The 24,055-nt window shown below is 68.0% G+C and carries 22 protein-coding genes; 15 read left to right on the forward strand and 7 right to left on the reverse strand.

From position 1 onward, the window contains the following. The first annotated feature begins 175 nt into the window (after positions 1-175). The 6 genes from ACFOSH_RS44265 to ACFOSH_RS44290 all read left to right on the forward strand — a co-directional run bounded on the left by ACFOSH_RS44265 (position 176) and on the right by ACFOSH_RS44290 (position 6,236). Entirely contained in the window at positions 176-1,027 is an 852-nt protein-coding gene (locus tag ACFOSH_RS44265; protein WP_378247871.1) for a class I SAM-dependent methyltransferase, read from the forward strand. Next, positions 1,024-1,926 carry a GNAT family N-acetyltransferase gene (locus ACFOSH_RS44270; protein WP_378247873.1) on the forward strand — a complete coding sequence of 301 codons (903 nt, stop codon included), beginning with the start codon at positions 1,024-1,026 and terminating at the stop codon, positions 1,924-1,926. Before ACFOSH_RS44265 ends, ACFOSH_RS44270 begins: the two co-directional genes overlap by 4 nt. A 32-nt stretch (positions 1,927-1,958) precedes the next feature. After that, positions 1,959-2,888: a GNAT family N-acetyltransferase gene (locus ACFOSH_RS44275; RefSeq protein WP_378247913.1), complete on the forward strand. Its 930-nt coding sequence runs from the start codon at positions 1,959-1,961 to the stop codon at positions 2,886-2,888. A 173-nt stretch (positions 2,889-3,061) separates the two neighbouring features. Next, positions 3,062-3,769 (forward strand): ATP-binding cassette domain-containing protein, encoded by a 708-nt coding sequence (locus ACFOSH_RS44280; RefSeq protein ID WP_378247875.1) that lies wholly within the window; start codon positions 3,062-3,064, stop codon positions 3,767-3,769. Further along, on the forward strand, positions 3,766-5,661 hold the full coding sequence (locus ACFOSH_RS44285; protein ID WP_378247877.1) for a YhgE/Pip family protein: 1,896 nt from the start codon (positions 3,766-3,768) through the stop codon (positions 5,659-5,661). The genes ACFOSH_RS44280 and ACFOSH_RS44285 overlap by 4 nt, the downstream gene beginning before the upstream one ends. Continuing rightward, positions 5,658-6,236, forward strand: a complete 579-nt coding sequence (locus tag ACFOSH_RS44290) for a TetR/AcrR family transcriptional regulator (protein ID WP_378247879.1) — start codon at positions 5,658-5,660, stop codon at positions 6,234-6,236. Before ACFOSH_RS44285 ends, ACFOSH_RS44290 begins: the two co-directional genes overlap by 4 nt. A gap of 100 nt (positions 6,237-6,336) precedes the next feature. Here the strand turns inward: ACFOSH_RS44290 and ACFOSH_RS44295 are convergent, their stop codons facing one another. The 3 genes from ACFOSH_RS44295 to polA form a co-directional block, all read right to left on the reverse strand. Beyond that, positions 6,337-6,489 (reverse strand): hypothetical protein, encoded by a 153-nt coding sequence (locus tag ACFOSH_RS44295; protein WP_378247881.1) that lies wholly within the window; start codon positions 6,487-6,489, stop codon positions 6,337-6,339. A 10-nt stretch (positions 6,490-6,499) separates the two neighbouring features. Further along, positions 6,500-7,102, reverse strand: a complete 603-nt coding sequence (locus tag ACFOSH_RS44300; protein WP_378247883.1) for a hypothetical protein — start codon at positions 7,100-7,102, stop codon at positions 6,500-6,502. Positions 7,103-7,651: 549 nt separating this feature from the next. Beyond that, positions 7,652-10,396: a DNA polymerase I gene (gene polA / locus ACFOSH_RS44305; protein ID WP_378247885.1), complete on the reverse strand. Its 2,745-nt coding sequence runs from the start codon at positions 10,394-10,396 to the stop codon at positions 7,652-7,654. A gap of 62 nt (positions 10,397-10,458) precedes the next feature. On the opposite strand from polA, the gene ACFOSH_RS44310 reads away from it, so the two are divergent. After that, on the forward strand, positions 10,459-10,887 hold the full coding sequence (locus ACFOSH_RS44310) for a PaaI family thioesterase (RefSeq protein WP_093933444.1): 429 nt from the start codon (positions 10,459-10,461) through the stop codon (positions 10,885-10,887). A gap of 12 nt (positions 10,888-10,899) precedes the next feature. Continuing rightward, positions 10,900-11,868 carry a LysR family transcriptional regulator gene (locus ACFOSH_RS44315; RefSeq protein ID WP_378247887.1) on the forward strand — a complete coding sequence of 323 codons (969 nt, stop codon included), beginning with the start codon at positions 10,900-10,902 and terminating at the stop codon, positions 11,866-11,868. Here the strand turns inward: ACFOSH_RS44315 and ACFOSH_RS44320 are convergent. Next, complete coding sequence (locus tag ACFOSH_RS44320) at positions 11,834-12,655, reverse strand: alpha/beta hydrolase family protein (RefSeq protein ID WP_378247889.1); 822 nt, start codon at positions 12,653-12,655, stop codon at positions 11,834-11,836. The two genes, ACFOSH_RS44315 and ACFOSH_RS44320, sit on opposite strands and share 35 nt — an antisense overlap. A gap of 470 nt (positions 12,656-13,125) precedes the next feature. On the opposite strand from ACFOSH_RS44320, the gene ACFOSH_RS44325 reads away from it, so the two are divergent. From ACFOSH_RS44325 to ACFOSH_RS44345, 5 genes are all read left to right on the forward strand, one after another. Beyond that, on the forward strand, positions 13,126-14,280 hold the full coding sequence (locus ACFOSH_RS44325; protein WP_378247891.1) for a branched-chain amino acid ABC transporter substrate-binding protein: 1,155 nt from the start codon (positions 13,126-13,128) through the stop codon (positions 14,278-14,280). Between the two features lie 113 nt (positions 14,281-14,393). Continuing rightward, complete coding sequence (locus ACFOSH_RS44330; RefSeq protein ID WP_007028137.1) at positions 14,394-15,365, forward strand: branched-chain amino acid ABC transporter permease; 972 nt, start codon at positions 14,394-14,396, stop codon at positions 15,363-15,365. Next, positions 15,362-16,501 (forward strand): branched-chain amino acid ABC transporter permease, encoded by a 1,140-nt coding sequence (locus ACFOSH_RS44335; protein ID WP_378247893.1) that lies wholly within the window; start codon positions 15,362-15,364, stop codon positions 16,499-16,501. Before ACFOSH_RS44330 ends, ACFOSH_RS44335 begins: the two co-directional genes overlap by 4 nt. Next, the gene (locus ACFOSH_RS44340; RefSeq protein ID WP_378247895.1) at positions 16,498-17,271 is read left to right on the forward strand and encodes an ABC transporter ATP-binding protein; all 774 of its coding nucleotides are present in this window, start codon (positions 16,498-16,500) and stop codon (positions 17,269-17,271) included. The genes ACFOSH_RS44335 and ACFOSH_RS44340 overlap by 4 nt, the downstream gene beginning before the upstream one ends. Then, positions 17,261-17,974: an ABC transporter ATP-binding protein gene (locus ACFOSH_RS44345; RefSeq protein ID WP_378247897.1), complete on the forward strand. Its 714-nt coding sequence runs from the start codon at positions 17,261-17,263 to the stop codon at positions 17,972-17,974. Before ACFOSH_RS44340 ends, ACFOSH_RS44345 begins: the two co-directional genes overlap by 11 nt. 195 nt (positions 17,975-18,169) lie before the next feature. Here the strand turns inward: ACFOSH_RS44345 and ACFOSH_RS44350 are convergent, their stop codons facing one another. Both ACFOSH_RS44350 and ACFOSH_RS44355 read right to left on the reverse strand, forming a co-directional pair. Beyond that, on the reverse strand, positions 18,170-18,712 hold the full coding sequence (locus ACFOSH_RS44350; protein ID WP_378247899.1) for a hypothetical protein: 543 nt from the start codon (positions 18,710-18,712) through the stop codon (positions 18,170-18,172). 52 nt (positions 18,713-18,764) lie between these two features. Continuing rightward, the gene (locus tag ACFOSH_RS44355; protein ID WP_378247901.1) at positions 18,765-19,244 is read right to left on the reverse strand and encodes a MarR family winged helix-turn-helix transcriptional regulator; all 480 of its coding nucleotides are present in this window, start codon (positions 19,242-19,244) and stop codon (positions 18,765-18,767) included. A gap of 83 nt (positions 19,245-19,327) precedes the next feature. On the opposite strand from ACFOSH_RS44355, the gene ACFOSH_RS44360 reads away from it, so the two are divergent. After that, a complete protein-coding gene (locus tag ACFOSH_RS44360) occupies positions 19,328-19,969 on the forward strand; it encodes an FMN-dependent NADH-azoreductase (protein ID WP_378247903.1) in 642 nt (213 codons plus the stop codon). A gap of 80 nt (positions 19,970-20,049) precedes the next feature. Next, positions 20,050-20,604: a hypothetical protein gene (locus ACFOSH_RS44365; RefSeq protein WP_378247905.1), complete on the forward strand. Its 555-nt coding sequence runs from the start codon at positions 20,050-20,052 to the stop codon at positions 20,602-20,604. Between the two features lie 56 nt (positions 20,605-20,660). Here ACFOSH_RS44365 and ACFOSH_RS44370 read toward each other — a convergent pair whose 3' ends face one another. Next, positions 20,661-23,753 carry a TIM-barrel domain-containing protein gene (locus tag ACFOSH_RS44370; protein WP_378247907.1) on the reverse strand — a complete coding sequence of 1,031 codons (3,093 nt, stop codon included), beginning with the start codon at positions 23,751-23,753 and terminating at the stop codon, positions 20,661-20,663. Between the last annotated feature and the right edge of the window lie 302 nt (positions 23,754-24,055).

Below are 24,055 nucleotides of genomic sequence, written 5' to 3' on the forward strand. Positions count from 1 at the left end.
CGCGACCCCCTGACCCGGACGCTGAGCGAACCGGGGGAAAGAGTAGCGCGAACCCACTGCGCTAACAGATATCCTACGCGGCCCCCTGTACACGGCACAATCAGGGTGCCTACCGCGATCACGGCGGGCGGATAAGCTCTCCTCCACAGCCCTGACCTGGGGAAAGGATATCGGTTTGAGTCAGCAGTCCGTCACCGAGCCCGAACGGCACGCACAGGCCGAGGAACGGCTCGGCACCACGGGGGTCGCCTACCGGGCGGTCTCGGCACCGGAGGCGACGGCCGCCAACCTGGCGTGGTGGGACGCCGACGCCGACGACTACCAGGCGACTCACGGCGGCTTCCTCGGCGACGCGGACTTCGTCTGGTGCCCGGAAGGCGTCCGCGAGGCCGACGTCGCACTTCTGGGTGAAGTCGCCGGCAAGCGGATCCTCGAGGTCGGCTGCGGGCAGGCGGCCTGCGCGCGCTGGCTCGCCGCGCAAGGCGCCGAGGCGGTGGCGACCGATCTTTCGGCGGGCATGCTGCGGCACGCGAAGGAGGGCAACGAGCGCACCGGCACCCCCGTCCCGCTCGTGCAGGCGACGGCGGAGTCGCTCCCGTTCGCCGACGCGAGCTTCGACGCGGCGTGCTCGGCGTTCGGCGCCGTCCCGTTCGTGGCGTCGGTCGACGTCGTGTTCGCCGAAGTGCACCGGGTACTCCGGCCGGGCGCCCGCTGGGTGTTCTCGGTGACCCATCCGATGCGCTGGATCTTCCCCGACGACCCCGGACCGCAGGGCCTCACCGTCACCCAGCCGTATTTCGACCGCACGCCCTACGTCGAGGTCGACGAAGAGGGCGTCGCGACCTACGTCGAGTACCACCGCACGATCGGCGACTACGTCCGCGCGCTCGCCGACGCCGGTTTCGCGCTCACGGACCTCATCGAACCCGCTTGGCCGGAGGGCCACTCCCGCACCTGGGGACAGTGGAGCCCGTTGCGCGGCAAGCTCTTCCCCGGCACCGCGATCTTCTGCACCCAACGGGGATGACCTCGGCGGCGGAGTCGCAGCGGGCCCGGTTCGCCGCGCTCGACCCGCTGCTCCCACCGCCGTCCCCGCTCCCGCCCGGAGTGCCCCTCGCGGCGGGCGGCGCCGCCGGGACGATCGCGCACGTGCGGTTCGCGGCGGGTTCCTGGCAACGGCTCTGGAGCCCCGCGCATCTGCAGATCCTCTCCGCGGTCCTCCCTCGCGAGGCCGGCGCGGGGATGAGCGCGCTGCTCTCCGCCTGGCGCGAGCGGATCGGGCGCGCCGACGCCGAACCCGATTCGTCGTGCGTCCTCACCTGGCCCAGCCGTGACGTCGTGGTCGCGCGGGCCCTGCTCGACCACGGGCTCGCGCCGCAACTGGCGCTGGCCGTCCGCGCGCCCGCCGGGGGCGAGGCGTACTCCGTGCCCGGCGTGCTCGTCCGGGAGTCCACCGGCGGCGATCTGGAGGAGATCGTCGCTCTTCGTTTCGAAGAACTTCACTACACCTCGTTCGTCGGCCACGGTGTCGTCCGGCCCGGGGCCAAGGCCCTGCTCGCGGAGGAGGTGCGGCGCGGCCTGCAGTTCGGCGGCCGCGTCTGGATCGCCGAAGAGGAAGGCGTGACGGTGGGGATCGTGACCAGTGGAAAGCGCTCACCGATCCCCGGCGACTCACTGGCCGGACGGCTTCCGCCCGGCGAGTGGGGCTATCTCGGCACGCTCGCGGTCACCGCGGCCGCGCGAGGACGCGGGATCGGGCGCGCGCTGACTTCCGTCGCGCACGACGAGCTGTTCTCGCCGTCGTCGCGCGGTACCTTCGTCTCGTACAATCCGGCCAATCCGCTTTCGCCGGTGTTCTGGCACCGGCAGGGTTATCGTCCTCTGTGGACGACGTGGGCGGCGAGTCCCGCCGCGGCCCTGCGGTAGTGGTGACGGGCGCGGCCGACCCTGGGGACGGGATGGAAATCGAGAAGACGGTGCTCGACGCGCACCGCACACGGTTCGCGACGGTCGACAGACTGCTGCCCGAAGCGGCCCCGCCCCCGGTCGTCGGCGAGCGGGTGGACGCGGCCACGGCGTCGGGCGTCCAGGTCACCGGTGTGGTCCAGCGCCAGTTGCACGGTCCGGACGACATCCCCCTGCTCTGGTCCGCCGCCGACGTGCGCCAGCTGTTCCCCTTCGTCGGGAACACCGGCACCGAGGGCATGGACGTGCTGCTGCGCGCGTGGCGGACGTGGATGGACGCCGAATCACCCGGCGAGGATTCGTCCTGCGTGGTGAATTGGCCGAGCCGGGACGCCGAGGCGATCCGCGCCTTCCTCGACCACGGGCTGGTGCCGATGTCCGCGCTCGCCGTGCGCACCGGATGCCACCGCGAAGACCCCGCCGACGACGGCGCGGCCGTCCGCCGGGCCGGGAAGGAAGACTTCGACGACGTGCTCGCGATGGCCGTGTCGACCCACGACTACATCGGCCAGGTCGCCACCCGGCACCGTCCGAACGCCGCCGAACTGCTCGCCCCGGCACTGGAACGCGCCCTCGACAAGGACACCCCGCTGCTGTGGCTGGCCGAACGGGACGGCGAGATCGCCGCGTTCGCGCACGCCGCCTGGATCACCTCGTCACCGGGGTCCGCCGAGGCCGAACTGCTCCCCCACGGCCGCTGGGGGTACGTCAACAACGTCGTCACCGTGCCGGGCCTGCGCGGGAGCGGGCTCGGCCGGGGCCTGATGGCCGTGGTGCACAAGGAGTTCTCCGCCGACGGCGCCGACGGCACGTACCTCTACTACAACCCGACCAACCCGCTCTCCTCGGTGTTCTGGCACCGGCAGGGTTATCGTCCACTGTGGACGTCCTGGGAGGTCCACCCGGCTTCCGCCCTGCGTTAGCCGAAACGCACAGCTAGCCGAAAGGCACAGTCAGCCGTCCGGTTTGCGGAGGTTTCGTCACTCTTGCGTGTGACGTGGGCCCCCCACGGTTGTGCACCTCCCAGGTCAGGGTTAACTTTTGAACTGACCAGTCAGTTTAAAAGTTCCGCGAGTCACCGACCTGGGAGTTCTTCGTGCGGGTTCAAGCCGACAGGGTGTCCGTGACCGGACCCCACGGCACGTTGCTGTCGCCTACTTCGCTCACCGTTTCGGGCGGTGAGCTGGCGATAGTGCACGGCGAGCCAGGAGTCGGCGTCACCGCCTTCGGGCTGGCGCTGGCGGGCAGATTGAAGCCCGCGACCGGGACGGTGACCGTCGAAGGCGGTGACGCGCACAAGGTCGTCGCGGTCGTCGACGCCCCCGGCGTGAGCGAACCGGACGGCGCGTTGTCGCTGCAGGTCGTCGTCGGGGAGGAACTCGAACTGGCGAAGCGCCCGGCGAACAAGGCCGCCGTCGCGAGCTGGCTGGCCGAGCACGACGCCGCCGCCTTCGCCACCACCCGCTTCGAGAACATCGAGGCGGTGACGCGCACCCGGCTGCTCACCGCGCTCGCCGCGGGCCGCAAGGACGTCGGCGTCCTCGTGCTCGACACCCCGGACAGGCACACCAGCGACGTCGACAGCTGGGCGCGGCTCGCCCGCGAGTACGCCGAACGCGGCCTCGCCGTCATCGTGCTGACCGCCACCACGCCGGTTTCGGCCCTGCCCGAGAAGCCCGCCCTCTGCGGCGCGCTCGAGCAACCCGATCCGGTGCGCTGCGCTCCCGTCGAAACCCCGGCGGAGACGACGCTCGAAGCGACCGTGGCGGACGAAACCGAGAAGACTTCAGGAGACCAGGAATGAACCCCGTCCGGATCGCCGCCAACGAGCTGCGCCGGCTGAGCAGCGGCACCCTGCCGAAGCTCGCCATGGTCGCGCTCGTCCTGGTGCCGCTGCTCTACGCGTCCTTCTACCTCTACGCGAACTACGACCCGTACTCGCGCCTGGACAAGCTGCCCGCCGCGGTCTTCACCTCCGACGCCGGCGCGAAGGATTCAGCGGGCGTGGAACGCAACGTCGGCCGCGAGGTCACCGACGAACTGGTCAAGTCCGGCACGTTCCAGTGGCACCAGGTCTCGCAGGACGAGGCCCTCAAGGGTGTCCGCGACGACAACTACTCGTTCGCCATCGGCATCCCGCGTGACTTCTCCACGGCGCTGCTCTCCTCGGGCAACCTCCAGCCCCAGCAGGCGACGATCACGCTGACCACCAACGACGCCAACAACTATCTGTCGGGCACCATCGCGAAACAGGTGGCCGAACAGGTCCGCAAGACGATCGCGGAGAAGGTCGGCAGCGAGGCCGCGGACAAGTTCCTGGTCGGTTTCTCCACGATCTACGGCAAGATCCAGGAGGCCTCGACAGGCGCTTCGCAGCTCGCGGACGGCGCGGGCAAGCTCAAGACGGGCCAGCAGCAGCTGGCCGACGGCGCCAATCAGCTCGCGTCCGGCAGCTCCCAGCTCGCGACCGGGCTCGGCACCCTGAAATCCAGTACCGCCCAGCTCCCCGCCCAGACGCAGAAACTCGCCGACGGCGCCGGTCAGGTCGCCGACGGGAACCAGAAGGTCTCCGACGCGGCCTCGCTCGCGGCGACGGCGTCCGGGGACATCCAGGGCAAACTCGACGGCTACCGCACCCAGCTCGCGCAGGACCTGCGCGCCGCCGAAGTCCCCGAGGCGAAGGTCCAGGAGATCCTGAGCCGCCTCGACACCCTCCGATCGCCCGTGGACCAGGCGAACACGAAGATCCAGGGCGCGAACAGCCAGCTCGTCCAGCTCGCTTCCGGCGCGCGGCAGGTGTCCGACGGCGCGCACCAGCTGGCCTCGGCCACGCCGCAGCTGACCAGCGGGATCGCGCAGGCCGCCGACGCTTCGACGCAGATCCGCGACGGCGCCTCGAAGCTGAACGACGGCGAGAAGTCCGCCGTCACCGGGACGACCGAGCTCGCCGACGGCGCGGTGAAACTGCGTGACGGGCTCGCCGCCGGGCTCAAGGAGATCCCGAACCCGGACGACCCCACCCGCGCGGCGACCGCCAACACCATCGCCGACCCGGTCGCGGTCAATTCCTCCGGCGTCGCCTCGGCCGGGACCTACGGCGCGGGCCTCGCCCCGTTCTTCATCTCGCTCGCCACCTGGATCGGCGCGTTCGTGCTGTTCCTGTTGCTGCGCCCGCTCTCCACCCGCGCCCTGACCGCCGGCGCGTCGCCGTTCAAGGTCGCGCTCGGCGGCTGGCTGTCCTCGGCGCTGCTGGGGATCGCGCAGGTGATCGTGCTGTTCGGCGCGGTGACCTGGCTGGTCGGCATCGACGTCGCGCATCCGCTCGGTGCGATCGGGTTCGCCGTACTGGTGTCGCTCACCTTCACCGCCGTGGTGCACGCGCTCAACTCGTTCTTCGGCGCCGTCGGGAAGTTCCTCGGTCTGGTACTGCTGGTGCTGCAACTGGTGAGCGCGGGCGGCACGTTCCCCTGGCAGACCATCCCGGACGCGCTGTACCCGTTGCACATCGTGCTGCCGATGGGTTACGCGATCGACGGGTTCCGGCACCTGCTCTACAGTGGCGCCTCGATGGAGATCCTGGGTGACATCGGTGTCCTGGTGGCGTATCTCGTCGGCGCGATCCTCGTTTCGACCCTGGCGGCGCGGAAACGGCGCACCTGGACGGTTTCGGCGCTGAAACCCGAGCTGGCGTTGTGACCACCCGGGGTGAGGCGACGAAGCAGAAGCTGTTCGAGGCGACGCTGCGACTGTCCGCCAGCCGCGGTCTCGTCGGGCTGACGGTCGACGACATCGCGGCCGAGGCGAAGGTCGCCAAAGGCACCGTCTACTACAACTTCGGCAGCAAAGACGGTCTTGTCGACGCACTGCTGCGCTACGGCGTCGGCGTGCTCGCGGACCGGCTGCGCGCGGCCACCGGCGACGGCGATCCGATGGACGTCATCTCCGCACAGGTGGACGGCACGCTGGAGTTCATCGCCGAATACCCCGGTTTCTCGCAGATCCTGGTGAGCGAGATGTGGCGCACGCCCGGCACCTGGCACGAAACGCTGACGTTGCTGCGCGAGCAGATCATCTCGATCGTGCGGGACCAGCTCCACCGGCTGGACGCCGCCGGGCGGCTGCCCGACGGCGTCCAGATCCCGACGGCAGCGGCCGGGTTGTTCGGCACGATGCTGGTGGTCGCCCTCGACTGGCAGGTGTTCCAGCCGGCGCGGACGCGGGCCGACGTACGGGAATCGGTGATGGTGCTGATCCGGGGCCTCGGCCGCTAACCCGGATCACGCGTGATTAAAGCCGGATCTCGCGGTGCGGCGCGTGTTCCGGCTTTAATCACGCGAGATCCGGCTCCAAGCGCGTGTGTTCCGGCTCCGATCACGTGTCTTCGGTCTCCCGGACCCACTTCAGCTTGACCTCGAAGTCGATCAGGTCGTCGCGCCGGGAGACGCGGGAGGTGCCGCGGACGGGGTCGATCTCGACGATCACCGAACCGCCGCCTTCGAACGGGAACCGCGCCAGGTCGTTCACCGTTGCTCCTTCACTGTCCACACGGGATTTTCAGCCACTCGCCGGGCTGGATGCTGTTCTTGACGTCGTCGAGCTGCTTCAGCAGGATGTCCAGCCGGTCCCGGTTGCTCAGGTACTCCAGGACGGCGCGGCGGAACGCGCCGGTCATCGACGCGGGCATCAGGTCGGAGGCGTCGAAGCACAGGGCCGACGCCGACGTGATCGTGTCCGCGACCCTCCGGCTCACCCGGTCCGGGTAGACGTCGAGACCGAGCTTCCGGTTGGCCGAGAACGCGTTCGCGCGGGGAATCGACGGCCAGATCCGCTGCGCCTTCTCCGAGGCCAGGTATTCGATCAGCTTCCGCGCCTGAGGAGTGTTCTTGAACATCCCCGCCAGGTCGGCCGCGACCTCCGAGACATCACGCCCGGGGAAGAAGAGGAAGTCGAAGTCGATGCCTGGCTGGGGAAACGACACGTCGGAACGCTTGAAGTTCTGGTACCGGCTCATGATGAACGACGCCTGGTGTTCGAGCGCGCAGCCCGGCGGGTCGGTGAACATCGGCTTGCCCGCGTCACCGAAGTCGGTCAGCAGCGCGGCCGCGGAACCACCGCGGATCGCGGCGGGTTCGAGCACGGAACCCCAGTCCAGCCAGGCTTGTTTGACCTCCGGCGAGGTCCACGCCAGGCTGCCGGACGCCTACTGCCAGTACTTCTCGGGCGACGCCGAATGCAGCAGGATGTCCTCGATCCAGTCGGTTCCCGGCCAGCCCGAAGTGGGCGGGGCGCCCATCCCGACACACCAGGGCGTGCCGCCGTGGCGGTCGGCCCAGCGGAGAACGCGCGGAGACCTTCGAACGTCGTCGGGCGGATCCCGGTCAGCCGGGCCGGGTTGTACCAGATCAGGGATGGGCTCCGCCTGCGCGACGATAGTGGCGATTCCGGGCTCAGCACCGGAAGCGCCACGAAATCCACGGTGACGCCGTCGTGGCCTTCGATCACGTGAGCGCAGGTGAGGAGGTGTTCGCCGTCGAGCATGGTCCCGGCGCCCAGGATCCGCCCACGGTGATCGCGCAGCCGCACCCGCCGGCGTCTGCGCTCGGAAGTCACCCGAAGGACCCTGCCGATCGTGAGTGGTAATGACGGTTCTGACCGTCATTACCACTCACGAGGCCTAATGCGCGCTTTAATGTGCGGCGTCGTTCCAAGACCGGCCGTACCCGACCGAGACCTCCAGCGGCACGGCCAGTTCGTACGCCGAGCCCATTCCCTGGCGCACCAACGCTTCCAGCTGCTCACGTTCGCCGTCGGCGACCTCGAGGACGAGTTCGTCGTGGACCTGCAGCAGCACGCGGCTCTTCAGCTTCGCCTCTGTCAGCGCCTTGTGGACGTTCAGCATGGCGACCTTGATGATGTCGGCCGCGCTGCCCTGGATGGGGGCGTTCAGCGCCATCCGCTCGGCCATCTCGCGACGCTGGCGGTTGTCGCTGTTGAGGTCCGGCAGATACCGGCGGCGGCCGAAGATCGTTTCGGTGTAACCGACCTTCGCCGCGTCGCCCACGACCGAATGGAGGTAGTCGCGCACGCCGCCGAAGCGGGAGAAGTACGCCTCCATCTGTTCCTTGGCGTCTTCGGTCGAAATCCGAAGCTGCTGCGAAAGCCCGTACGCCGAAAGCCCGTACGCAAGGCCGTACGACATCGCCTTGACCCGGAACCGCAGTTCCGGCGTGATCTCCTCCGGCGGCAGCGAGAACGCGCGCGACGCCACGAACGTGTGCAGGTCCTCACCGCTGTTGAAGGCCTGGATCAGCCCCTCGTCCTGCGAGAGGTGCGCCATGATCCGCATTTCGATCTGGCTGTAGTCCGCCGTCATCAGCTCGGTGTACCCGTCGCCGACGACGAACGCGTCGCGGATGCGGCGGCCTTCCTCGGTGCGGATCGGGATGTTCTGCAGGTTCGGGTCGACCGAGGAGAGCCGTCCGGTGGCGGCGATCGTCTGCAGCAGCGTGGTGTGGATCCGGCCGTCGTCGGCGACCGCCTTGATCAGGCCTTCGACCGTGGTGCGCAGCCGGGTCGCGTCCCGGTGCTCCAGCAGATGCTGCAGGAACGGGTGCTCGGTCTTCTCGAACAGGCTCTGCAGCGCCTCGGCGTCGGTGGTGTACCCGGTCTTGGTGCGCTTGGTCTTCGGCATGCCGAGCTCGTCGAACAGGATCACCTGGAGCTGCTTCGGCGAACCGAGGTTGACCTGCTTGCCGATGACCGCGTACGCCTCGTCCGCGGCCTGGGTGACCCGGCTGAGGTAGTGCGATTCCAGGTTCGTCAGGTGCTCGATGTCGACGGCGATGCCCGCCGCCTCGAGTCCGGTGATCACCTGCAGCAGCGGCAGTTCCAGCTCGACGAGCAGCTGCGCGCCGCCGAGTTCCTCGAGCTCCTTGGTCAGCGCGCCCGCCAGTTCCGCGACCGCGCGGGCCTTGACCAGCTCGGCCTGGATCTCCTTCAGCTCCAGGTCCTCGGCGCCGCCGCCGTCGAGCAGGGAAAGCTGCCCGTCCCCGGTGTCGGCCTCGGAACGCAGCTCGCGGTGCAGGTACCGCAGGGCCAGGTCGTCGAGCTCGAAGGTGCGCTGGCCCGGACGGACCAGGTACGCCGCGAGCGCGGTGTCCATGACGAGCCCGGCGAACGTCCAGCCCCGCGCCTGGACGGCGTGCAGCGCGACCTTGACCTCGTGGCCGATCTTCTGGATCTTCTCGTCGGCGAGCCAGGCTGTGAGCGCCTTGTCGTCCTCGGCGTCCATCGCGGTGACGTCGACGTACGCGCCTTCGCCGTCCGCCGCCGCGAAGGCGATGGCCCTCAGGTCGGAACGGACCGAGGCGCCGGTGGTGCGGAACGCCAGGCCGACCGGCGCGTCCTGCCCGGTGTGCGCGGACAGCCATTCGGTGAGCGCGCCCGGAGCGAGTTTCGCGCCGCTGACCTCGAAGCCCTCTTCGGCCTCGGGCTCGGCGCTCTGCAGGGTGGCGAAGAGGCGGTCACGCAGGACGCGGAACTCGAGCTCGTCGAACAGCGCGTGGACGGCCTCGCGGTCCCAGGGGCGCAGCTCGAGACCTGTCGGGCCGAGCTCCAGTTCGACGTCGCGGATCAGCTCGGTGAGCTGACGGTTCAGCATCACCGCGCCGAGGTGCTCGCGCAGCGCGTCGCCGACCTTGCCCTTGACCTCGTCGACCCGGTCGATCAGCTCGTTGAAGGAGCCGAACTGCCTGATCCACTTCGCGGCCGTCTTCTCGCCGACACCCGGGATGCTGGGCAGGTTGTCCGAGGGGTCGCCACGCAGCGCGGCGAAATCCGGGTACTGCGCCGGGGTGAGGCCGTACTTCTCCTCGACCGCTTCGGGCGTGAAGCGGGTCATCTCCGACACGCCGCGCTTCGGGTACAGCACGGTGACCTGGTCGGTCACCAGCTGGAGCGCGTCACGGTCACCCGTACAGATGAGGACGTCGAAGCCTTCGGCGGTCGCCTGTGTCGTGAGCGTGGCGATGACGTCGTCGGCCTCGTAGTTCTCCTTGGTCAGCGCGGGGATGCCGAGGACCTTGAGCACGTCCTCGACCAGCCCGACCTGGCCCTTGAACTCGTCCGGCGTGGCACTGCGGTTGGCCTTGTACTCCGCGAACGTCTCCGAGCGGAACGTCTTGCGGGAGAGGTCGAACGCCACCGCGAGGTGGGTCGGCGCCTCGTCGCGCAGCAGGTTGATGAGCATCGAGGTGAACCCGAACACCGCGTTCGTCGTCTGCCCGGTCTTCGTCTTGAAGTTCTCCGCGGGCAGCGCGAAGAACGCGCGATACGCCATCGAGTGGCCGTCGATCAGCAGCAGTTTGGGCCGCTCGGCCTGTGCGGTGGCGGGTGTGGCGTTGGCAACGGTCGTGTTCTCACTCGGGCTCACGGGAGCGAGTCTAGGGTGAGGGTCTGACAGTCCTACCTGTCGTGTCTGTTAAGGAGCTTTGCGTGACCGAACAAGCCCTCGAATCCTTCGCCGGGATCGACCCGGCCTACGCCGGCCAGCAGCTCAACGACAAGCTCGGGCTCGAGATCAGCGAATTCGGGCCCGAACGCGTCGTGGGCAGCATCCCGGTCGAGGGCAACCTCCAGCCGTACGGCCTCCTCCACGGCGGGGCGAACGCCGTCGTGGCCGAGGCGCTCGGCTCGATGGTCTGCGCCCTCAACGCCGGTACCGACAAGGCGACGATGGGGCTCGAACTCTCGTGCACCCACCACCGGGCGGTCCGGTCCGGGCGGGTCACCGGCGTCGCGACCCCGGTGCACGTCGGTCGCGGGACCGTCACCGCCGAGATCGTGCTGACCGACGACCAGGGGCGCCGCTCGTGCACGGCGCGGCTGACCTGCGTGGTGCGGGAGCGTCCGCCGGGCGCCTGATCACAACCCCCCATGGATCTCGACACGGCTCAGGTGCGGGCGTTCGTCGCGACCGCCGACCACAGTCATTTCGGTCGCGCGGCAGAATCCCTGTTCCTCAGCCAGCAAGCACTGTCGAAGCGGATCCGGAAGCTTGAGGACGCCCTGTCGGTGCAGCTCTTCCGGCGCACCAACCGGTCCGTCGAGCTGACCCCCGACGGCGACCGCTTCCTCTCGCACGCGCGCGAGCTGATCCGCGCGGCGGACGCCGCCGTCGCCGCGATGGGCCTGCAGGACCGCCCGCCCCGCCTCGACGTCATCGATCCACGCCTCTCTCCTCTCTACATGCTGCGGCGCATCGCGCGGCGGGAGCCGGCGCTGGTGGTCGAACGCGTCGCCGGTCGCGGGCTGGCCAACGCCCTCGACCCGCTGGTCCGGGGCGAGATCGACCTAGCGTTCGGCCGCGTCGCGGACCTCGGCCGCGAAGTGCCCGCGGAACTCGAACACCGGCTCGTCCGACTCGAACCGCTGGTCGCCCTTCTCGCGCCGGAGCACCCACTGGCGGGTAATGCTGTCCTGAAACTGTCCGATCTCCGGAGGGACGGCATCTGGATTCCGCAATTGGGCGGCCCGGTCGAATGGCTTTCTTATTTGCAACGCCTATGCAAAGAATTCGACGTCCCGATCGACGACTCCGGAGTCAGTTACGACCTCCGGCACACTCTGGAACAGACCCGCTACGGGAAGCAGCGGGTCACTCTCGCCGGCGCCGATATGGACCTCGCCTCGGACCTCAACCTGAGAGTCCTGCCTTTCGAGCCGTCGCCGCTGTTCCCGTGGTCGGTCGTGTGGCGGCGCGGCGAAGGCCCGGCCCTGCGGCGCCTGCTGGCGCTCGCGGGCCGGACCAGCCACGAAGAAGGTTGGTGCACCTACGATCCCGACAGCTCCTGGCTGCCGGACGACGACCTCAGACAGCTAGGTGCCGGGCGAACCAGCGGGTGAGCTCGGCGTCGACCAGCTTCGCGTGCTCCGTCTGCGGAGCGGGTTCGAGCCCCGGAGCCTCGGCGAACCCGTGCGCCATCCCCGGGATCGTCACGAGCTCGGATCGCCCCTCCCCCAGCACCTTGTGCAGCGCCGCGGCCGGTTCGGTGATCGAGACGTCGTCCTCCTCGCCGATGACGAACAGCACCGGCGCGGTCAGTTCCTCCGCCCGCCGCACGTAGTCGTACTCGTTCGCGACCGCGCGGGACCGGTCCGACCAGTGGTAAGTGACGTCGTAGACCCGCTCGTTCGCCGCGATCACCGGCGCCAGCTGGGTCACCGGGTTCACCAGCGCGGCCGCCGCCACGGGGATCTCGGCGTGGGTCAGCATCTGCAGCGCGACAGCGCCGCCCTGCGAACCGCCGACCAGCCCGACCGGACCGTCCTCAATGGACAGGCGCGAGCGCAGCTCCGCCACCGCCGCCGGGAATTCCGCCTCGACCTGCCTGGTCAGCGGCTCGACGACGTTGAGCACGTTGTCCTCGCTCGCGAGGCGGAAGAAGCCCTCGAAACCGCCTTCGGGGAACCGCTTCCCGGTCAGCGGCAACCCGAGATGCACCCGCCACGCGTGCAGTTCCCGCATCGGCAGCGCCGCCGCCATCGCCGCCTCGCTGAACGGCGCGCCCAGCAGATGCCAGGTGAGCACCAGCGGTGCCGGACGCCCTTGGTCCGACGGCGGCAGTGCCACGAACGGGACTCCCGCCGCCACGCCTTCGATCGCTTCGCTCAGTTCGACGCTCATCGTCATGTTCTCCCGGGTCTTTCTCGGTGTTTCCGGCTCTGGGAACAGCTAACCGCGAGGTCAGGGCCGGGATCCAACAGCCGTTCGGACCGCGATGACAACCATCGGTTGTCGTGGCGGAAGAGAAGGCGGGCACGGTTGACGCCCTTTGGGGCAGCATTGCTACGACGAACGGCCGCCCTCGAAGGTGGTGAAAAAGCGCAAGATACGCGCCCGAAACGTGATCCTCACCCAAGAGCATGATCGACGTGGTAGTGGTGAATCCCCAGCGTGACCAGCGAAGACTTGTCAACAGGCAACATTCGCCTTTTCGTGCAATTCGTTCTGGTTTCGACCGTCACGATGTGGACACAGAGTGATGGGCGTCTGTGCAGATCATGGCGGAGGGGGATATCTTCCTGCCCTAACCTAGCCCCTGTGTCGGGGGCAACGCCTACCGGCGGCTGGTTGGTCATGGGAGGTAGTCGGTGTCAGGAGTGCGTTTTGGACGGGTTTTCGCCGTCGCGGCGGCTGCGTCGCTGGCGCTGGCGGGCTGCGCGGGCGGCAGCAGCTCGTCCGGCAGCGGTGACAGCAGCACGCTGAAGATCGGGTTCATGGGTGACCTCACCGGTGAGAACTCCGGGATCGTGATCCCGCCCCGCAACGGCGCGAAGCTCGCTATCGACGAGTACAACAAGACGAACCCGGCGACGAAGCTGGAGCTCAAGGAATACGACAGCCAGGGCAAGCCCGAGCAGGCGACGTCGCTGATCGCGACCGCCGTCGGCCAGGACAAGATCACCGCGCTGATCGGCCCGGCCTTCTCCGGTGAGTCGAAGGCCATCGGCGGTCAGCTGGAGCAGAACAAGATCCCGAGTGTCTCGCCGTCGGCGACGAACGCGGGCCTGGCCGGGAACGGCTGGAAGTACTGGCACCGCGTCGTCGCGAGCGACGCCAGCCAGGGCCCGGCCATCGCCAACTTCCTCATCACGGCGAAGTCGCCCAAGAAGGCCTACGTCATCTCGGACGACCAGGAATACAGTGTCGGCCTGGCCGACAACTTCGAGAAGACCTTGAAGGAAAAGAACGTCCCGACCGAGCGCGACAAGTTCGCCAAGGACGCGTCGGACTACTCCTCGACCGTGCAGAAGGTCAAGGCCTCGAACCCGGACATCATCCTCTTCGGTGGCTACTACGCCCAGGGTGGCCGTCTGCTCAAGCAGCTGCGTGACAGCCAGGTGACCGCCACCTTCGCCACCGGTGACGGTTCGCTCGACGCTCAGCTGGTCAGCGGTGCGGGTGCCGCGGCCGCCGAGAAGGCCGTCGTCGGCTGCCCCTGCAACATCCCGGACCCCGGCTCCAGCGACGAGTTCAGCACCAAGTACAAGGCCGCGTACAAGGTCGACCCGGCGATCTACTCGAGCGAGGGCTACGACGCGGCGACCGCCATCATCAACGCGGTCAAGGCGGGCAACACCACCTCGGAGAAGATCAACGAGGCCCTCAAGACGATCGACTTCAAGGGTGCCTCGAAGCAGATCAAGTTCAAGGAGAACGGCGAACCGTCGACGGACGCGATCAACGTCTACCAGGTCACCGGTGGCGTTCTCAAGAACCTCGGCATCTCGACCGAAGCCAAGCTCAACGGCTGACGGAGCAGGTAGGAACACCTAACGGAAGCGGGGGCGCTGTGCGGGCACAGCTCCCCCGCTTCCCGTAAATGTGGCGAAATAGTCCTCGCCCCGTCCCGTAAGGCATCCACGTCATGCTTCAAGATCTGCAAGCCCAGTTCCTCGGTAGCACCATCGGCGGACTGGTCGCCGGAAGCATCTACGCCCTCATCGCCCTCGGCTACACAATGGTCTACGGCGTACTCCGGCTCATCAACTTCGCACATTCCGAGATCTTCATGATCGGGACGGTCACGTCCCTGTTCGTCCTCATCACCATCGCGGGCGGCACCGCCCCGATCACGCTCGGCGTGTTCGGGATGATCGCCGTGCTGCTGCTGATCATCATCGCTTCGGCCGCCGTGTCCGGCGGCGCGGCGGTCCTGCTGGAGCAAGTGGCGTACCGGCCGCTCCGCAAGAAGGGCGCGACCCGCCTGGCCGCCCTGATCTCCGCCATCGGCGCCTCGCTGTTCCTGCAGGAGCTGTTCGGCCTCGAGATCATCGAATGGATCACCGGGAAATCCGGCCGTGTGCAGCAGAACGCGCCGCGCTTCATCCCGCACGAGGAGCTGTTCCACATCGGCAACGGCGTGGTCCGCACGGACCACGTGTTCGTCGTCGTCGGCGCCGTGATCATGATGATCGCCCTCGACCAGCTGGTCAGCCGCACCCGCATCGGCCGCGGTATCCGTGCCACGGCACAGGATCCCGAAGCAGCCGTGCTGATGGGTGTCAGCATCGACAAGATCGTGCGCCTCACCTTCCTGCTCGGTGGCGCGATGGCCGGCGTCGCCGCCGCGCTGTACGTCATGGAGTACGAGAACACCGATTACCGCATCGGCTTCCTCCTCGGTATCAAGGCGTTCACCGCGGCCGTGCTGGGAGGTATCGGCAACCTGCGCGGCGCTCTACTCGGTGGCATCGTGCTCGGCCTGGTGGAGAACTGGAGTTCCATCTTCTTCGGTTCACAATGGAAGGACGTCACCGCCTTCGTGGTACTGGTGCTGGTCCTGATGTTCCGTCCCACCGGCATCCTCGGTGAATCGCTACAGCGGGCACGCGCATGAAGGGCAACGAAGAAGTGGCTGAAAAGTCCTCAGAGAACGGAACTCCCGCGCGCGCCGGGTTCCACCCCATCGACGGCCTCCGGGACTGGTGGGCTGACGCTCCGCATTGGCAGCGTTATGGCGTTTACCTTCTCCTGATCGTGGGTGCGCTGATCCTGCCCGCACCCGCGATCGGTTCGTTCATGTCTCCGGACGCGGACTGGACCACCGTCCTGATCTTCCCGATCGGGGTCTACATCCTGCTGGCGATCGGCCTCAACATCGTCGTCGGTCACGCGGGCATGCTCGACCTCGGTTTCGTCGCGTTCTTCGCGATCGGCGCCTACACGCTCGCCGTGATGGGCACCAAGTACGGCTGGAGTTTCTGGGGATGCCTCGTGCTCGGCATCTTCCTGGCGGCGATGTCCGGGGTGATCCTCGGCGCTCCGACGCTCCGGTTGCGCGGTGACTATCTGGCCATCGTGACGCTCGGCTTCGGTGAGATCGTCCGGATCACCGCGACCAACACCGACTCCATCGGTGGCGCCCGCGGTATCACCAACGTCCCGCACCCGGACACGATGTTCGGTATCGAGTTCCTGCTCGACCCGGCGCCGTACTACTACCTGATCCTCGCGGCGATCACGATCGCGATCGTGTTCTCGGTGCGGCTGCACCGAAGCCGCGTCGGCCGGGCCTGGGCGGCGATCCGCGAGGACGAGGACGCCGCCGAACTGATGGGCGTCCCGACGTTCAAGTTCAAGCTGCTGGCGTTCGCCATCGGCGCGATGATCGGTGGCATGGCCGGTGTGGTCTACGCCAGCAAGGCCGTCTTCATCGAGCCGAACAACTTCCCGTTCATCCTGTCGGCGACCATTCTCGCGGCCGTCGTGCTCGGTGGCGCGGGAAACCTGCCCGGTGTGGTCCTCGGTGCCTTCCTGGTCGCCTGGCTCCCGGAGCGCTTCCGCTTCCTGTCCGAGTACCGCATCCTGATCTTCGGCGGTGTGCTCGTGCTGATGATGGCGCTGCGGCCGGAGGGTCTGCTGCCGTCGCGGCAGCGCAAGGCGGAACTACGTGAAGGAACAGGCGGGATGGGTGCGATGGGCGCCGAGGTCGCGGGTCCGGATTCCGAGGCTTCGGCGGAGGTGACGAAATGAGCGCACTGCTCGAATTCGACAACGTGACGATGCGCTTCGGCGGTGTCACGGCCTTGAAGGAAGTCAACCTCACCATCAACCAGGGTGAGATCTTCGCCCTGATCGGTCCGAACGGCGCGGGCAAGACCACCGTGTTCAACGTGATCACCGGTGTCTACCAGCCGACCGAGGGCGAGGTGCGCTTCGGCGGCGCCAAGGTCAGCGGGATGAAGCGGTTCAAGATCAACCAGACCGGGATCGCCCGCACGTTCCAGAACATCCGGCTGTTCCACAACATGTCGGCGCTCGAGAACGTGATGGTCGGTGCGGACTCGCACCACAAGACCGGCGCGATCTCGGCGACGCTGGGCCTGCCCGTGCACCGCAAGGAAGAGAAGCGGGGCCGCGAGCTGGCGAGGGATCTGCTGGACTTCGTCGGGATCGGACGGGTCGAGCACAACACCGCGAAGAACCTCTCCTACGGCGACCAGCGCCGTCTGGAGATCGCGCGTGCGCTCGCGACCGACCCGAAGCTGCTGCTGCTCGACGAGCCCGCCGCCGGTATGAACCCGGCGGAGAAGAACTCGCTGCAGCAGCTGATCCGCAAGATCCGTGACGACGGCCGGACCGTGCTGCTCATCGAGCACGACATGGGCTTGGTCATGCAGATCGCCGACCGTCTCGCCGTGCTCGACTTCGGCCAGAAGATCGCAGAAGGGCTCCCCCAAGAGGTGCAGAACAACCAGAAGGTGATCGAGGCTTACCTGGGGGTGGCGGAAGATGCTTCTTGAGGTTCAGGACATCAACGTCCACTACGGGAAGATCGCCGCGCTCAAGGGAATGAGCATCGAGGTCGGCGAGGGCGAGATCGTTTCGCTCATCGGGGCCAACGGCGCCGGCAAGACCACGACGCTGAAGACGATCTCGGGCCTGCGTCCGCTGACCAGCGGCCGGATCCTCTTCGACGGCAAGGACATCTCGAAGACACCCGGGCACAAACGGGTCGAACTCGGGATCGGCCAGTCACCGGAAGGCCGGGGCGTGTTCCCCGGGATGACGGTGCAGGAAAACCTCCTGATGGGTGCGTACACCCGTAAGGACGACCTGAAGGCCGACCTCGACGAGGTCTACGAGCTGTTCCCGCGGCTGAACGAACGCAAGACCCAGTTCGGCGGCACGATGTCCGGTGGCGAGCAGCAGATGATCGCCATCGGCCGCGCGCTGATGACCAAACCCAAGGTGCTGCTGCTCGACGAGCCGTCCATGGGCCTGGCGCCGAAGCTGATCGCGCAGATCTTCGACATCATCCGCGAGATCAACAAGCGCGGGACCACGGTCCTGCTGGTGGAGCAGAACGCGCAGCAGGCGCTGAAGCTCTCCGACCGCGCGTACGTGCTCGAGACCGGTGAAGTGGTCAAGAGCGCACCCGGTGCCGAGCTGCTGGACGACCCGCAGGTGCGGGCCGCCTACCTCGGTGGCGACCTCGGCGTCTGACGCCTTTTGGGAAGGGGCCCCGTCGCGTTTCGCGGCGGGGCCCCTTTCATGTCAGGGGGCGTCTCGGTCGCCCCGGGCATTCACCTCGCCGGGTTCACAGCCGGGCCGAAGGCGTGACTCGCGTGATCAGACGCCGAACTCGCGTGATTGAACGGCGATCTCGCGTGATCAGACGGCGATCACACGACCTGCCACTCAGCCCAGCTTGATGTCGGTGCCGGTGACGTTCTTCATGTCGGTCAGCGTCGGACCGCCGAAAGCCCGCAGTACCAAGGGTTTCGCTTCCTTGGGGAGATCGAAGTAGAGGTCGAACTCGACCCGCACGCCACGCCCGAGCTCGAACTTGTCGGGCTGCCGTTTGATCGTCATCGCCTGGTTGTCGACCGCGATCACGGCACCGGAATCGGTGAGCAGTTGCTGGCGCCGGGTGTCGAAGAGGATCCCGGACACGCCCTTTCCCGTCACCACCAGCCGGATCCGGACGAACTGCCCCTTCGCGTCGAACTCGGTGTGGCTGCCGGTGAGGCTGGGAAGTCCGGCGGCCAGTCCGATGAGGGAGAACTCGGTCTCGCCGTTGAGCGCCGTCGGCAGATGCAGCGCGGTCTCGTCCGGCCGGACCTCCCGCGCGGGAAGGTCGTACGCGGGTTTGGCGGGCGGCGGCTGAGGTTCGCCGCCCGAGCAGCCGGCGAGCAGGAGAACAGTCAGGGCGGCCGTCAGGCTTCTCCTCGCGTCTCTCACCCGGGGATTATCCCAGGTTCGGCGGCTCCCGTGCGGGAGAACCGGTCTACCGCTAGCAGTTGTCGTCGTGGACGGCTTCGACGCAAGCTCCGGCGTCGGCGTGGCCCGCCGCCTGATACAGCAGGTTGTACAGCGCCTCGCGCTGATCGTCGTCGAGCGCGACGAGCACCTCGTCCTCGACGCCGGCGAGGGCGAACTCGGCCTTGACGAGCTGTTTGACTCCGACGTCGGTGAGTTCGACGATATGCCGCCGCCGGTCCTGCGGGGACCGCTTGCGTTCGATCAGGTTCGCGGACTCGAGGTCGTTGAGCAGACCGACGACGTTCGTGCTGTCCATCTCCAGCGTCTTCGCGAGGTCCTGCTGCGAGCAGCCGCCCAGATCGCGCAGCACGGTGAGCGCGACGAGATGCCGAGGGCGCAGGCCGAGCGGGGTCAAGACGCTCTCGCTGCGCAGCCGGATCCGGCGGGTGACGTGGTCGAGCAGCGCGCCGCAGCGGTGCGGGGGCTGGTTCACGACCGGGAGTTCGGACACACGTCAAGTGTACGTTCCCGCATGATGACCACCACAGCACCAATGGTTTGCGTTACGCAAACTATCTGTGCAAGATAATAGACATGACGCATCTGCTGCACATCGACTCGAGCATCACCGGCGAGCACTCGACCAGCCGCGGTCTCACCGCACGGGCCGCCGCGGCCTGGCGCGCCGCGCATCCGGAGGGCACCGTCACCTACCGCGACCTGGGCGCCGAGCCGCTGCCGCATCTGGACGCGGCGACCCACTTCTCCAGGACCTTGCCGCCGGAGCAGCACACGCCGGAGCAGGCCGCGGGCTGGCGGCTCATCAAAGAGCTGGTCGACGAGGTCAAGGCGGCGGACACGGTCCTGCTGGGCCTGCCGCTGTACAACTTCGGCCCGCCGAGCACGGTCAAGGCCTGGGTCGACCACCTGATCGCGCCCGGCCTGTCGATCGACCCCGAGACCAACCAGGGTCTGCTGGGCGGACGCGACTTCATCGTCCTGGCCTCGCGCGGCGGCGGGTACGGCGCGGGCACCCCGCGCGAAGGCTGGGACCACGCGCAGTCGTGGATCCCTCACGGCGTTTCGCTGACCGGCCTCGAACCGCGGTTCGTCACCGCCGAGCTGACCATGGCGAAGGTCAACCCGGCGATGGCGGACCTGATCCCGCTGGCCGACGCCAGCCAGGCCGAGGCCGAGCGCGCCATCGACGCACTCTGGACACCGGTGGCGGCCTGAGCGCGGGCCGCCCATGCGGGGTCGTGAGTGGCAGGGACGGTTAGAACCGTCCCTGCCATTCACGAGGTTAATCTGGGCGGATGGGGTTCAGTGAGCGAGCGCGCAGGGTGCGGGACCAGAGGCTGGCGCACGGCCGCCGGGTCGCGGCGTTGTGTTCGTGCGTGAGCCGGTACCACCCGATCGGCCACCGGGCGACCTTGAGCTTTCTCGAGGAATTGGCCGGGCCTTACCAACGGCACGAGAAGGCTCTGTTGCGTGCTTTGGGGGCGTTGGAAGCCAGCCGCGCGGCGTGGCGGGCGGAGGTCACCGACTACGAGAACGCGCGTGCGAAGGAAAAGCGGCTCGGCAGGCGGTCGCCGTCGGGTGACGGTCCACCTCCGGGCAGGATGGGCGGCCACTGGTACGCGACGATCCCGAACCTGCCGGAACGCGCGGCCTTGCACGCGCTCAAGCTTTGGGAGCGGGACCACGGGCCGGACTTCGCGGACGACGAGACGCGATCCCTTGTGCGGGAATGCATCGCGGCAAGCGGCAAGCTCACCGGTGAACGACTGGACTTCTTCCTCGCCCGCCGGACCGGCGATGCCCGCTGGCCGATGACACTCGTCGCCTCGGCCGTGAACACAAGTCCGTGAAGGACTCCTTGAGGGACTCTGGGTCCCTCAAGGAGTCCTTCACGGACAGCGGCTACCTAACTGATTCCCGCCGCGAACACGTGCATCGCGGTGTTCGACGGAAGCGTCACCGCGACGACCTCCTTCCCCGCGGTCAGCGGGACGGAGTTCGCGAACACCCGGTACGGCGTGGTCGGGTAGGCCGCCCCGGTACGGGTGTTCTTGCCCATCACGGTCGCCACCGTCGTCGCGCCGTACTGGGCGGGGTCGGCGCAGCACCAGTTGGGGAAGCCGAGTTCGGCTTGGCTCGTGCTGCCGTCGGCGTAGCGGACGACGACAGTGCCCTTCGCCGTGCCCGTGCCGGTTCCCGCCAGCACCAGCTTGCCGCCCGTCCCCCGCACCGCGACGGTCTGACCGGACGCGAGGACGTTGTCCTTCTGCCCGGTGCCGGTTTCCGGCCAGGTCAGCTGGGCGCCGAGGGCGGTGAAGCCCGCACCGGGTTTGAGACCGGCTTCGGCGAGACCTTCGGCTCGGAGACTGCTGCCGCCGCCGTCGATGTCCCCCACCGCGACGTGGGCCGCGTCGGTGACGCCGACGTTGCCGTAGGCCGCGGCCAGCGAACCGTGCGGGACCGTGACCGTCACCGAGTCGGTGACCCGGTTCTCCCCGAGCCGCGCCTTGTACGACGCCGACGCGGTGAGCTGGTAGTCGTCCGGTTTGATCCCCGCGTCCGGCGTCACCTTCACCGGGACCCGCACCGTCTTGCCGGGCATCACCAGCCGGGGACCGGAAGGCACCTCGACGCGGAAGCCGTTGGCGGGCAGGGAGAACGTGACGTCCCGGACCGGCAGTGGGGTGCCGTTGGTGAAGCTCAGCGTGCCCGTCGCGGTCTGCCCGGGACCGGCGACCGCCGGCACGGACAGGGCGACCGACCCGTTGCGGTCTTCGGGGAAGATCCCGCCGACCGCGCTCGTGCCGAACAACCGGACGTCCTGGCGGTCACCGGCGCCGACCTTGCCGGTCTTGACCCGCGCGACCCCGCCGGTGGCCGGATCGAACCACCAGCCCGACGGCGCCGCGTCCAGTTCGGCCTTGCTGCCGTACTGCCGCAGGATCGACGTCCCGGCAAGGACCATCGCGGGCTTGCTTCCCGAGTGGACGGCCACCTGGTAGTTCCGTGACGCGGGCTTTCCGGCGTAGGAACCGGAACTCGCGCCGATCCCGACCGTCACCGTGCCCAGCCCCGACTGCGGCGCGTCCACGGTGAACGTCTGCTTCGCCTGGTCACCGTTCTTGTACGCCCTGGTCACGCCGTCGTCCTCAGTGAGCGTGAACGAGCCCTTGCCCTGCGGGTAGACGTCGAGGTCGAGCACGCCCTTGTCCCGGGTCTGCCACGACTTCGTGCCCTCGGCCCACATCGGCACCACGGCACCGGCGCGGACGAACAACGGCAGCGTGTCGAGCGGCGCGTCGTAACCGTCCACAGTGGTCGGTCCGGTGTAGGTCTTGCCGCTCCAGTAGTCGACCCAGGTGCCCTTCGGCAGGTAGATGCCGTTGCGGACGGTGGAGTTCTCGTACACCGGCGCGACGAGGAAGTCCTTGCCGGACAGGAACTCGTACTTCGCCTTCTCGCTCCACACGTTGGGGTCGTCGGGGTATTCGAGCGCCAGCGGGCGGACCTGGCCGACGCCGGTCTGGTGCGCCTCCACCGAATGGCTGTAGGTGTAAGGCAGCAACCGCTCCTTGAGCAACAGGTACTTGCGGTTGATCGAAGTGAACGGCTCGCCGTACTTCCACGGTTGCTTGTCCGACGCGGCCCAGCCGTCCATCGTCATCGAAACCGGCAGGAACGCCTTCCACTGCAGGTCGCGGACATAGGTCTGCGGGCTGCCGCCGAAGATGCCGTCGATGTCGCCGGTGTTGTACGCGATCCCCGAGGTCGTCGCACCGGCGTAGGTCGGGATCTGCCACTTGATGTAGTCGTAGGAGCCGGCCTGGTCGCCGCTCCACAGCACGCCGCAGCGCTGTGCGCCCGCCCAGCTGACCGGCGTCCAGACGAACCCGCGCGCGTCGCTGTTGTCCTCGATGCCCTTGTGCGCGGTGTCGCACGCGTCCAGCGCGAACTGATACCCCGGGCCGACCCACGCGACGTCGAGTTTGCGGACCCGGACCCCGGCCTTGACCTCTTCGACCTGGTTCGGCACACCGTTCTCGGTCCACAGCCCCAGTTGCATGTTGTTCTTGCGGAGGCCTTCGCCGGTCTGCTGGAGGTTCTCGTACCCGCAGCCGTAGCCGTCGTTGACGAGCATCCAGCCGTTGGGCATCCCGTGCTCGGTGTAGCCTTCCGCGACCTTCACCGCGTCCAGCGTGTGCCGTTCGCCGCGGTTGGCGTTGTGCAGGTAGCAGTCGGCGTCACCGTGTTCGAGCCCGTAGAGCGGGGGCAGGAACGGCTTTCCGACCAGATCGGTGTAGCCGGTGATGACGTCCTTGAGCCCGTTGCCGACCACGTACGTCGCGTCGAAGCGGCGCTCGTCGTGGGTGGTGCGCACCGGCTCGGTGAAGGCGTAACTGCCTTGCGCGAAGGTGTTGCGCAGCACGCCGTATCCCGCCGTGGAAGCGTAGAACGGCTGCGAATTCGGTGCCCCGCCGTCGTTCCAGTTGTAGTCGGCGAAGATCCGGATCGTCTGGTCACGGTGGCTGAAGCGGCCGTTCTGCTCGCCTCCGCCGACGAACTGCTCGGTCGCCGTCCGTGCCAGGGTCTGCGTGGTCGCTTTGTCGGTCCAGGACAGCGGCGCCGATTCCTCCCAGAGCCGTTTGCGGTCCGCGCCGTCGTACAGCGCGAGCCGCATCGGGTGCTTGTACGCACGCAACGTCGCCTTGGCCGTGGAAACCGCCCAGTAGTCCCCCTTGTCGGTCTTCTTCGGCGTGACCTCGCCGGTGCGCGGCAGCACGATCTTGCTCCCGGCCGGGTCGGTGAACTTGCCGTCCGGCGCCAGCCAGACGCGGACGGCGCCTTCGGCCGGGAAGCTGACGCGGACCGCGGCGCTTCCCGAATTCAGGGTGATCGTGGGGCCTTCGGCGGAGATCCCGGTCAGATCGCCCAGCTTGCCCGCCGCCGCGGCGGCCGGATCGGCGTGGGCGGCGACCGGGGAAAGCCCGAGAAGGGCCACTGCGGCCAAACTACTCAGGGATTGCGCAACTCTGCTCATTCAAGACACCTTTCGCGCATGAATACGCAATAGGGTCTCTGTATAGCGCACGGTTCGCGCAAAGTCATCCGCCGAAGCGGTGCTGCCGACTTTCGTCGGGTCGTTCGAAGATCCTTATGCGGCAACGGTGCCTAGGTACATGAAGGCCCCCTTCCTGTACCTAGTACGGCAGCAGCAGTGTGTGATGTGGCGGCGTGTCGTGGGTATGAGGACGGCCACCGCGTGATCGACTTCAAGGTGTGTTGGATCTCGAAGAGGACGCG

It is taken from the genome of Amycolatopsis speibonae, assembly GCF_042647925.1.
Classification (GTDB): domain Bacteria; phylum Actinomycetota; class Actinomycetes; order Mycobacteriales; family Pseudonocardiaceae; genus Amycolatopsis; species Amycolatopsis speibonae.